This is a genomic window from Planomonospora corallina (genome assembly GCF_042650625.1).
GTDB lineage: Bacteria > Actinomycetota > Actinomycetes > Streptosporangiales > Streptosporangiaceae > Planomonospora_B > Planomonospora_B corallina.
Map to the genome: position 1 here is coordinate 45,136 of NZ_JBHSBM010000036.1, position 10,726 is coordinate 55,861.

General features: G+C 75.6%; 9 protein-coding genes. 2 read left to right on the forward strand and 7 right to left on the reverse strand.

The window, feature by feature from the left end; all coding sequences use genetic code 11:
- Window positions 1-37 precede the first annotated feature (37 nt).
- A complete protein-coding gene (locus tag ACFOWE_RS26110; RefSeq protein WP_377292306.1) occupies window positions 38-916 on the reverse strand; it encodes a GDSL-type esterase/lipase family protein in 879 nt (292 codons plus the stop codon).
- 178 nt (window positions 917-1,094) lie between these two features.
- On the opposite strand from ACFOWE_RS26110, the gene ACFOWE_RS26115 reads away from it, so the two are divergent.
- Window positions 1,095-2,324: an isochorismate synthase gene (locus tag ACFOWE_RS26115; RefSeq protein WP_377292308.1), complete on the forward strand. Its 1,230-nt coding sequence runs from the start codon at window positions 1,095-1,097 to the stop codon at window positions 2,322-2,324.
- 168 nt (window positions 2,325-2,492) lie between these two features.
- Here ACFOWE_RS26115 and ACFOWE_RS26120 read toward each other — a convergent pair whose 3' ends face one another.
- From ACFOWE_RS26120 to ACFOWE_RS26135, 4 genes are all read right to left on the reverse strand, one after another.
- The gene (locus ACFOWE_RS26120) at window positions 2,493-3,623 is read right to left on the reverse strand and encodes a sensor histidine kinase (protein WP_377292310.1); all 1,131 of its coding nucleotides are present in this window, start codon (window positions 3,621-3,623) and stop codon (window positions 2,493-2,495) included.
- A 10-nt stretch (window positions 3,624-3,633) separates the two neighbouring features.
- Entirely contained in the window at window positions 3,634-4,272 is a 639-nt protein-coding gene (locus tag ACFOWE_RS26125; RefSeq protein WP_377292312.1) for a DedA family protein, read from the reverse strand.
- A gap of 312 nt (window positions 4,273-4,584) precedes the next feature.
- Window positions 4,585-5,211 (reverse strand): YigZ family protein, encoded by a 627-nt coding sequence (locus tag ACFOWE_RS26130; protein ID WP_377292314.1) that lies wholly within the window; start codon window positions 5,209-5,211, stop codon window positions 4,585-4,587.
- Between the two features lie 39 nt (window positions 5,212-5,250).
- Window positions 5,251-7,569, reverse strand: coding sequence for a hypothetical protein (locus ACFOWE_RS26135; protein ID WP_377292316.1), 2,319 nt, complete (start codon window positions 7,567-7,569; stop codon window positions 5,251-5,253).
- A 278-nt stretch (window positions 7,570-7,847) separates the two neighbouring features.
- Here ACFOWE_RS26135 and ACFOWE_RS26140 point away from each other — a divergent pair, with 278 nt between their 5' ends.
- On the forward strand, window positions 7,848-8,570 hold the full coding sequence (locus ACFOWE_RS26140; RefSeq protein ID WP_449301229.1) for a PIG-L deacetylase family protein: 723 nt from the start codon (window positions 7,848-7,850) through the stop codon (window positions 8,568-8,570).
- A gap of 40 nt (window positions 8,571-8,610) precedes the next feature.
- On the opposite strand, the gene ACFOWE_RS26145 is transcribed toward ACFOWE_RS26140, so the two are convergent.
- Window positions 8,611-9,612, reverse strand: coding sequence for a hypothetical protein (locus ACFOWE_RS26145; protein ID WP_377292318.1), 1,002 nt, complete (start codon window positions 9,610-9,612; stop codon window positions 8,611-8,613).
- 113 nt (window positions 9,613-9,725) lie between these two features.
- Window positions 9,726-10,726: thiamine pyrophosphate-dependent enzyme (locus tag ACFOWE_RS26150; protein WP_377292320.1), on the reverse strand; the 1,001-nt coding region annotated here is incomplete at its 5' end.

Genomic DNA, 10,726 nt, shown 5'->3' on the forward strand with positions numbered 1-10,726 from the left:
GCACACCCGGCCGCACGCACGCGGACGCCGCAGGCCCTCACCGCCGGGCGGCCGGCTCCCCGGCCCGCCCGCCCAGCCAGTCACGGGCCGCCTCCGCGGTCACCCGGGCCAGCTGCCGCTGACCGGCCTCGTTCGGATGGAAGAAGTCCCACGCGCTGACGTGCTCCAGCGTGAAGCGGTAGCCGAACACGGCGTTGCCGTCGAACCGGCACGCCGGACCGTACTCGGCGCACACCCGCTCCAGCGCCCGGTTGTAGGCCGCCACCCGTGCCCGCACCCGGTCGCGGCGCATCCGGTCTGCCGGAGCGGTGGACTGCGGCCGCTCCAGCATCACGGGGCAGATCCTGCCGACCGCCCAGACGCCGCGGGCGGCCACGTTGTCCTTGCCCACCCGCCACAACCGCTTGACGTCGGGGATGCTGGCCACGAACACCCGGGCGCCGGGCCGCCCCTCCTTCAGCTTCCGCAGCGCCGCGGCCATCCGCTCCCGGTAGACCGCGACCGGCGTCATCCGCCGCTCCTCCGCCACGCACGCGTCCTGGGCGCCGACCAGGACCGTCACGTAGTCGGCCCGCCGCGCGACCGCCCTCGCCACCTGCCCGGCCAGGTCCGCGCTGGTCGCCCCGGGGACGGCGAAGTTGAGGTTGCCCCCCTCGATCGTGCCGTGGCCGGGCAGCAGCCGCAGGTAGTGGCTGCGCACCCCGGCGTGGTCCCCCGCCGACCACGACCGCGAGGTGCACGAGACGTACCAGCCGCAGGCGTTGAACCCGGCGCTGATCGAGTCGCCCAGCGCCGCCATGACCGCCGGCCGCCACACCGCGTCGGCGCGCGCCGGCGCCGGACCGGCCCACCCGGCCGCCAGCACCGCCACCACCGTCGACACCGCTGTGAACACCATCACAGTCCTGCGGGCCATGGCACCTCCGCCTGCGTGACCACCCTGTCCATCGGATGTATCACCGCAGGCCAGAGCGGCGCCCGGGGTTGACCCGTTCGCTTGGTTTCCCGGCCGCTCCCTTGACGGAGACCCGCGCCCGCCCCTACCGGCCGGGGCGGTCATCGAACGTGTTCAGTTTCCGCCTAGAGTGTCAGGGGTGAGAGTCGCGCCCGGACTGACCCGTCCTCTCGTCGTGAGAACCACGCGCGTCGCCGACCCGGGCGACCTGCTCACGAGGCTTCCCGTCACCGCCCCCTACGCCTGGATCAGGCACGGCGAGGGCCTGGTGGCCTGGGGCGAGGCCGCCCGCGTGGAGGTGCCGCCCGGCCCCGGCCGCTTCGCCCGGGCCCGCGAACGGCTGGCCGCCGTCTTCGCCGGCGCCCACGTCGACGACGAGGTCCGGGCCCCCGGCTCCGGCCCCGTCGCCTTCGGCTCCTTCACCTTCGACGCCGGCTCCCCCGGCTCGGTCCTCGTCGTCCCCCGCACGGTCCTCGCCCGCCGCGGCGGCCGGGCCTGGCTGACCACCATCGGCGAGAGCGGCCTGGAGGAGGCCGCCCCGCTCCGCTCCCCCGGCGCGATCCGGTACGCCGACGGCAGCCTGACCGCCTCCCAGTGGGAGCAGGCCGTGGCGCAGGCCGTACGCCGGATCCGGTCCGGCCTGCTGGAGAAGGTCGTGCTGGCCCGCGACCTGACCGCCGTCGCCGAGCGCCCCATCGACACCCGGCTCCTCCTGTCCCGCCTGGCCGCGCGCTTCCCCGAGTGCTACACCTTCTCCTGCGACGGCCTGGTCGGGGCCACCCCCGAGCTGCTGGTCCGCCGCACCGGCCAGACCGTCGAGTCCCTCGTGCTGGCCGGGACCACCCCGCGCGGCGACCACCCCGCCGACGACGTCGCCCGCGGCGCGGCCCTGTTCGCCTCCGCCAAGGACCGCCACGAGCACGCCTGCGCGGTCGACTCCGTACGCCGGGCCCTCACCCCGCTCTGCGCCGAGCTGGACGTCCCCGCCGACCCCGAACTGCTCGTGCTCCCCAACGTCCAGCACCTGGCCAGCCCGGTGACCGGCCGGCTGGCGGACGGGCTCTCGGTCCTGGACGTGGTGGCCGCCATGCACCCCACCGCGGCCGTCGGCGGCACTCCCACCCGGACCGCCCTGCAGGTCATCGGCGAGCTCGAGGGCATGGACCGCGCCGGATACGCGGGCCCGGTCGGCTGGGTCGACGCCCGCGGGGACGGCGAGTGGGGCATCGCGCTGCGCTGCGCCCGGATCGAGGGCTCCCGCGCCCGGCTCTTCGCCGGCGGCGGCATCATGGCCGACTCCGACCCGGCCGCCGAGCTGGCCGAGACCCGCGCCAAGTTCCGCGCCATGCGCTACGCCCTGGAGAGCTGAGCACCCGGCGCGGACCTCGGCACGGGGCCTCTCCCGCCAGTCCGTGCCGGGGCCTTTCCGCAGTCCGTGCCGGGGCCTTTCCGGGGGACGCGGCCGCGGCACGGCCCCGTGCCGGCGGGTTCGGCCGCACCGGCCCCGCGTCCCCCGGACCGGCCGCGTGCCTCCCGGTCACCCGCACGGGAGCTCCGCGACGACCACGGTGGGCCCGCCGGCCGGGCTGTCCACCAGCAGCCGCCCGTCCAGCGCCGCGACCCGGCGGGCCAGCCCGGACAGCCCGGTCCCGGCGGGATCGGCGCCGCCGCGCCCGTCGTCGGTCACCCGCACCACGACCGTCTCCGTCCCCTCCACGACCCGGCCGCCCACCTCCACGGTGACCGCGCCGGCCGCCGCGTGCTTGACCGCGTTGGTCACCGCCTCGCTCACCACGAAGTACGCGGCCGTCTCCACCGGCCCCGGCGGGCGCTCGCGCAGGCCGTACCTGAGCTCGACCGGGAGCCCGGCCCGTCCGGCGACCCCCGCCAGCGCCTCCTCCAGCCCCAGCGTGTCCAGTCCGCTCGGGTAGACCCGCCAGGCGACCTCCCGCAGATCCGCGACCGCGGCCTGGGCCTCGGCGTGCGCCTGGCCGAGCAGTTCCTCCAGCAGTTCGGGCGAGCGGCCCCGGCGGGCCCGGCCGAGCAGCACGGCCAGAGCGACCAGGCGCTGCTGCACCCCGTCGTGCAGGTCGCGCTCGATCCTGCGGCGCTCCTGGTCGACCGCCGCCAGCGCACCCGCCCGGGTCTCGGCCAGTTCGGCGATGCGGCGGCGCAGGTCGGCGGGGCTGGGGCCCAGCGTCCGCAGGGCGAGCTCCCGTTCGGCGACCACCAGCCCGACCAGCCCCATGACCTCCAGGAAGAGCAGGACCAGGCCCCACACGGCGAAGCCGGCCACCAGCACCGGCTCCGGCCCCATGCCGTCGAACTCCTCGCCCCTGACCCAGTGCCATGTCAGCTGCGCCCCGGTGACGCTCCCGTAGAGCAGCAGGACCAGCACCAGTGCCGCCAGCACCCCCACGGGCCAGCGCCAGGCCAGATAACGCAGCGCCCGCCGGGCGTCGTAGCCGGAGACCACGACCCCGCCGAGCAGGTCCAGCCTCCTGACCTGGAGACCCGCCAGGCGCCGCGCGCCCGCCAGCACGCGCTCACGCGCGGCGGCGACCCGCAGGAGCGGGGCCGCCGCGACCAGGAAGAGCAGTTCGGCCGGGACCGCGAGCGCGCCCAGCGCCAGCCCGGCCAGCGCCCGGACCGCCGTCCGCACGGTCACGCGCCCACCGTCACCTGGCGTGGTGCTTTCCCTTGCCCCGGTCCTTGATCCGGACCACGACGAAGATCACGACGGCGAGCAGGACGACGCCCAGGACGGCCTTGGAGACGATCCCCATGTACTCCTCGACCAGGTGGTAGTTCTCCCCCAGCAGGTAGCCGGCCATCACGAAGGCGGTGTTCCAGATGAGGCTGCCCATCAGGGTGAGCAGGGTGAAGATCGAGATCGGCATGCGCTCGACCCCGGCCGGGATCGAGATGAGGCTGCGGAAGATGGGGATCATCCGCCCGAAGAAGACGGTCTTCTTGCCGTGCCTGGCGAACCAGGCCTCGGTCTTCTCGATGTCGGAGACGTTGATCAGGGGCAGTTTGGAGGCGATGGAGATCACCCGCTCCCGGCCGAGCAGCGCGCCGACCGCGTACAGCGCCAGCGCGCCGATCACCGACCCCAGGGTGGTCCAGAGCACGGCGTCGAACAGGGTCATGTTCCCCCGGCTCGCGGTGAAGCCCGCCAGCGGCAGGATCACCTCACTGGGCAGCGGCGGGAACAGGTTCTCGAGCGCGATCGCGATCCCGGCCCCGGGCGCTCCCAGGGTCTCCATAAGGCCGATCGCCCACCCGGCGACTCCGTCGACAGTCGTTGAACTCATGGGGACAAGGCTAGGGAACCCTGGATATGCCCTGCATGAGGTCCGCCGTCATTCTCACCTGGCCTCCTCCTCAGCGCGGGGGTGCGGAAAACCGCAGGATGCGGCCGGGTGGCCGCCCGGACCCGGCGCTCCACCCGCGCCGGCCTCGAGGTCCCGGTGTTTGCGCATGTCAGAGCGGACCGTCCGGCGCCGGGGCGGGATGGCCCGGTCCTCCCGGAGACCGGATCCGCTCGTGGCGCGGCCGGTCGCCCGGCGTCTCCCCTTCCCCGTCGATGTGACCTATCTCATAGTTTCCCACGGCGGCGCCGGAGATCAGGCCTTGCGGAGGTAGACCGCCTCCCCCGGCTCGATCGCCGCCTGCCCGGCCGTCAGCGTGGCCACCCAGTCGGGGAAGACGCCCAGCTCGGACTCGCGCACCGCCACCTGGAGGGCCACCCGGGCGCCGTAGACCGCGCCCCGCACCTCGTACGGCGAGACCCTCAGGTCGTTCTCCAGCCGTCCGGCGCGCACGTGGTCCACGGTCACCGTCATGACCCTGGCCGGCACCATCTCCACGGTCCGGGCCAGGTCCAGGGTCTTGCCGACCGCCCCGCCGTAGGCGCGCACCAGCCCGCCCGCGCCCAGCTTGACCCCGCCGAAGTAGCGCGTGACCACCGTCACCACGTCGCCGAGCCCCCGGCGCAGCAGCGTCTCCAGCATGGGCGTGCCCGCCGTGCCGCCGGGCTCCCCGTCGTCGTCGGCCTTCTGCAGCCGCCGGTCGCCGATCACGTAGGCCGAGCAGTTGTGCGTGGCGTCGGGGTGCAGCTCCTTGCGCCCGGCGACGAAGCCGCGTGCCGCCGCCTCCGACGAGACCGGCGCGATCGCGCAGATGAACCGCGACCGCTTGATCTCGATCTCGTGCTCGACGGGGTCTTCCAGTGTCAGGTACGGCTCGGCCACCCGTTCAGGCTATCCATTGCGATTCCTTTACAATGTAGATCAATCAATTGCGGCGGCCCCGTTCGGCGCCGGAGGATGTCGCCCCAGCACCTCCTCGACGCCCCGCAGCAGCTCCCGCGCGTCGCGGACGGCCTCCCCCTCCGCTCCGCCGATCAGCCCCGCCACCGCCCGGTCGATCCGGTCGGCGTCGTCCGGGCGGTAGCCCGCGTTCTCCATCACCAGCCGGAACTCGATCTCCGGGACCGGGGTGAGGTGCCGCATCGTCCAGCGGGACGGCAGCCGGACGCAGTAGCGGTACAGGATCGTCAGCCGGGGCAGCCGGTAGTTCTGCAGCATCCGCGCCCGCTCGGTCAGCAGCAGGATGTGCGGGATCCACGCCTCGATCTCCCCGGTCAGCTCCTCCAGGTCCGCCTCGTGCGGTCTCCTGGGCCGCCACCGCCGCCCGGAGGCGCCCCCGGGAGCGGAGGGGCCGCCCGGGGGCGTCCCGTTCCCCGCCGAGCCGTCCCACAACTCGGCGAACCGCTCCGCCAGCCGCCGGTCGCGCTCCTCCCAGTCCCCTCCGCCCTCCGCGGCGAACCTGCCCAGCTGCAGCGAGGACGACTCGCGCAGGAAGGACACCAGCAGGTCGTGGAAGCGGCGGAAGCGGACCGACCCGATCCGGCGGACCCGCCGCGAGTACGAGACGATCCAGGCCATGACGGCGGCCATGACCGCGACGATCCCCCAGGAGACCCACCAGACCCAGCCGCCGGCCGCCTTCGGTTTCAGCTCGGCGACGAAGTCCAGGAAGGCGAAGACCGCGAACCCCGCGACGGCCCAGCTCAGCGTCCACTCCGCCCGCTGGAGCACCTCCAGCTCGCGGACCCGGCGCTCGTCGAAGGCGTGCGCCATCGACTGCAGCAGGTCCTTGTACTGCTCGGTGACGCGCTTGGCGTCCGCCGCCACGGCCGGGGCGATGCGGTGGAGCCGCCTGACGCGGTGGCTGCCGGTGATGGCGGCGCAGACGTCGCCCCGGCCGGAGAGCAGGGGCCTCTCGGTGAAGCACTCCTTCATCCGGTCGTCCAGCGTGTGCGGGAGCTTCTCCGCCCTGGCCGCCTGCTCGTCCACGTGGCCCACGAGGGTGGCCAGGTCGGCCATGCCCTGCAGGAGGGTCTGGTGGATGAGCTCGACCGCGTGGTGGGCCCGCTGCAGGGACCTGCCCGTCCGGACGGGCAGGTGGAGCGCCACCCCGTCCCAGAGCATGCCCGCGCTGCGCACCGCGTGGTCGTAGACCTCCACGTGCCGCCGCCAGATCTCCAGATGGGTGCCGATCCGGTGCGTGCGGTCCGCGGCCATCGCCTCGACCTCGACCAGCGCCGCGATGACGTGCCGGAACGCGGGCTCCCGCGCGCGCCCGACGCTGTCCGGTCCCGGCAGCAGGAGATAGACGGGGCGGCCCAGCTCCCGCGGGAACCGGCGCAGGGTGAGCGCCTCGCTGCCGCGCTCCCCCGCCGCGGGCACCCTGCCGCGGAGCACCCCGGCCGCCACGACGTTGTCCTTCGGGCCGCAGCCGAGGAACAGTCCCGCCAGCCCGTCCATGAGACGCGGCTGGGCCCAGTGGTCCGCGGCGCTCCGCTTCTGGGCCGAGGAGGGCGTCGCGACCCAGAACTCGGGCGCGCCGTACCCCCGGTTCCAGGACCGGGCGCCCGCGGCCCGGAAGTGCCGGTCGACGAGGGCGCGGGCGGCCGGGGCCCGGCTCTGGAACAGGTGCCGTACGGCGGACAGCTCGCGCCCGGGGACCGAGGCGCTCCGCCCGGGGAACAGGCCGCCGTTGCGGAAGGCGAGCGGGCCTCCGTTCCGGGCGGGCTGCCAGGGCGGCTCCACGGCCCAGAAGCTGAAGCTCAGGTGGATCACCGGCCGGCCGTCGCCGTTCAGGAAGCGGACGTCCAGCAGGACCCAGAACGCGCGCGCCGGCGGGGCGTCCTGCCCCGCCCCCGGCGGCGTCCGCGCCCGGTCCGCCGCCGCCGTGTCCTCCGGACGCAGGAGCGCCTCGGCGCGCTCCGGGTCGAGCAGCACGTACAGGCGGTGGTCCCGGTCGGGCGCGGGCTCGGCCCCCGGTCCTCCGCGGGCGACGGCGTCGACCCGCCGGCGGTAGCCGGCGAGCACGTCCACGGCCCCGGCCCCGGAGGTCCAGCCCGCCGTGGCGAGGGCGTCCCCCTCGGAGGCCGCCAGCCACGTCCTGCCCGCCACCTCCTGCCCAGGGTCGAGCAGGGCGCGGACCATCCCCTCCAGATCGCTCTCCCGGTCGTCGGGGACGACCCGCCACTCCCGCCAGTCGGTCACCAGGTAGACCAGTTGCCTCAGTGCCAGCTCGTCCAAACCCGTCCCCTCACACGCGGTGCGCCGCCCAGGCCCGAGGCCGGAGATCCCCGAGACATCTGTTGAACGTGCGAGACGCCCGGCGCGTTACGCACTCCCCCGGCACCTCCGGCGTTCCCCTGCGCCGGCCGGGCACCGCGCCCGGCGGCGCCCCGGCTCGGCGGGGCCGGAGCCTTTCCCGGGGCGGGTGGCTCTGCCAGGATCGGGATGCCCCGGCAAGATCGGGGAGTCCCGAGACCTGCCCTTTACGATGTAGATCGCATAATGGAGGCGAGACGGTGGCCGAAGCGCTCGAGGCGATGCCGGACGACTGGACCCGGGCCCTGGCGGTCGTCGCCCATCCCGACGACCTCGAATACGGCACCGCCGCCGCGATCGCCCGCTGGACCGGCGAGGGCCGCGAGATCTCCTACCTGCTGGCCACCCGGGGCGAGGCCGGCATCGACATCCTCGACCCGGCCGAGGCCGCCCCCCTGCGCGAGCGCGAACAGCGCGCCAGCGCCGCGGTGGTCGGCGTCACCTCCGTCGAGTTCCTCGGCCACCGCGACGGCGTGATCGAGTACGGCACCGTCCTGCGCCGGGACATCGCCGCCGCGATCCGCCGCCACCGCCCCGAACTGCTGATCACCATCAACCACCGCGACACCTGGGGCGGCACCTACTGGAACACCCCCGACCACCGGGCCGTCGGACGGGCGGTCCTGGACGCCGCCGCCGACGCGGGCAACCGGTGGATCTTCCCCGAGCTCACCGCCGACGGCCTGGCCCCGTGGAACGGCGTGCGCTGGGTCGCCGTCAGCGGCTCCTCCAGCCCGACCCACTCCGTCGGCGTGGACGACACCCACCTGGAGGCCGCCGTCCGCTCCCTGCTGGAGCACCGCACCTACATCGAGGCCCTCACCGACCAGGACCCGGAGGAGTACTGCCGCGACTTCGTCGCACAGGTCACGTCCTCCTCCGGCGGCCGGGCCGCCGTGAGCTTCGAGCTGTTCACCCGCTGACCCGGACCGGCGGCGCCGTCCGGGTTGCGCCCGCGGCCGCTCAGCGGCGGCCGGGCTGCAGCAGGGAGTCGCAGAACGGCCGCTGGAACGGCCGGTAGTGATCGCACGGGTCGTCGTCGAACCACTCCGGGCCCGGCCCGGCGCCCGGATGGGGCCTCTGCTGCGGGGGCCTGCGGTCACCCGGATCGCGTCCGCGCGGGCCGTCCTCTCCGGCGGGCGTGGCCGCCCCGGGCCCCGGCCCGCTCACGGCGCCGCCCGTGGAGCCGCCCGTGGGGCGGGGGCTGCTGGATCGGCCCGTGCCGGTGCTCGGCCGGACCGGACCGGCCCTCAGCGGCGGAGGCACCCTCCAGACGCCGCCGTCCAGCTTCGGAAGGTCGCCGTACCCGCCGTACCTGCTGACCCCGTCGCCCCCGCCGCCGTCCCGTCCGGCCACCGGCCGCCGCTCCCCGTCCGGGCGCGTGCGGGCCCGCGGCCCGCCGGAGGCTCCCTGGTCCGGCCGATCGTCCGCCAGGGGTGCCGCCGTGGGGGCGGCGACGGAGCCGGGCGCTCCGGCTGTCCGGTCGTGGCGCGGGGCCGCCGACGTCGCCGCGGGGGTGGTCCCCACGCGGGCCGCGCCGCCCCGCGTCCCGACGTCCGCCGTCATCACGACCACCAGTGCGGCCGTGGCGACCACCGCACCGGCCAGGGCGTAGGGGTAGGGCCGCCGGTCGCGGATGCGGACGCGGGGCGGCGTGCCGTACCAGACCTGGACGGGCCGGCTCGCCCGCTCATCGTCGTCCCGGCCCGCCGTCCACCCCTCACGGAACCGCCACTGGTCGCCGCCGGGGCGGACCAGCGGCTCGCAGGTGACCGGAGTGTCGTCGCCCTGCCGGTCCCCGGCGGGCGACGAGTGCCTGCCGTACGGCGCCCGGCCCGCCCGGCCCGCCCGGTCGGCACGGGGGCCGCTCCCGGAGGGGCGACCGTCACCGGACCCGGACGCTCCGGCGCGCCCGCCGTTCGGGCGGGCGGGCGGCTCCGGCACCTGGTCGTCGCGGTCACGCATCCGGCGGCTCCCTCCGCTCATCACTGACGGTGATCAGTGTGTCACGATATCCGCCTCACCAGGCCCGTTGCCAGGACCCGGCCCCTCCCGCCGGCCGGCGCGGCACGGGCGCCTCAGCCGGACAGGGCCGCGCGGACCGCCGCGCCCGCCGCCTCCCGCACCGCGGCGTGCAGCTCCGCGTTGGCCGCCCGGTCGGTGCGCACCTCCACGATCCGCACGCCGCTGCCGCGCAGCGCCTTGTCCAGCTGCTCCGGCTCGCTCACCGACGTGTACGGCGTGCCGGTCGCCGCGGCCAGGTAGGCCAGGTCCACCCCGTGCGCGACGCCGAAGACGCGCTCGAACGGGTCGCGGAGCGCGGCCTGGGGCAGCATCGAGAAGATCCCTCCCCCGTCGTTGTTGACCACGACCAGGCACAGGTCCGGCCGTGGCTCCAGCGGGCCGAGGACCAGCCCGTTCTGGTCGTGCAGGAAGGTCAGGTCGCCCATCAGCGCGAACGCCGGGCCGTTGTGGGCCAGCGCCGCGCCCAGCGCGGTCGAGACCACCCCGTCGATCCCGGCGACGCCCCGGTTGGCCATGATCCTCAGCCCCCGGCGCGGCCGCATCGCCTGGTCCAGGTCGCGGATCGGCATGGAGGAGCCGACCAGCAGCAGCGACCCGGCGGGCAGCAGGTCCGCCAGGTCGCGGGCCAGGCGCGGCTCGCTGAGCCCCGAGCCGTCCAGGACCCCGTCGACCGCCGCCCGGGCCGCCGCGTCGGCACGCCGCCAGGAGGCCAGCCAGGCATCGTCCCCGGCCGCGACCGGGATCTCCACGGCCTGCGCCACCTGGGTGGCCGAACGGGTCGGGTCGGGCCAGCGGGTCAGGTCCGGGGCGACCACGATGTGCTCGGCGGCCTGCGGCAGCCAGGCGAGCAGCGACTTGGAGAGGCTGGGCCTGCCCAGGGTGACCACCACGTCGGGGCGGTGCGCCTCGGCGAACTCCGGGGTGCCCAGCAGGTGGTGGTAGGCCGCCATCGCGTTGTCGCCGTAGCGGGCGCCGCCGTGCGGCTCCGACAGCACCGGCCACCCGGCCATGCCTGCCGCCGCGACGTACCGGCGGACGCCGGCGGGGCCGGCGC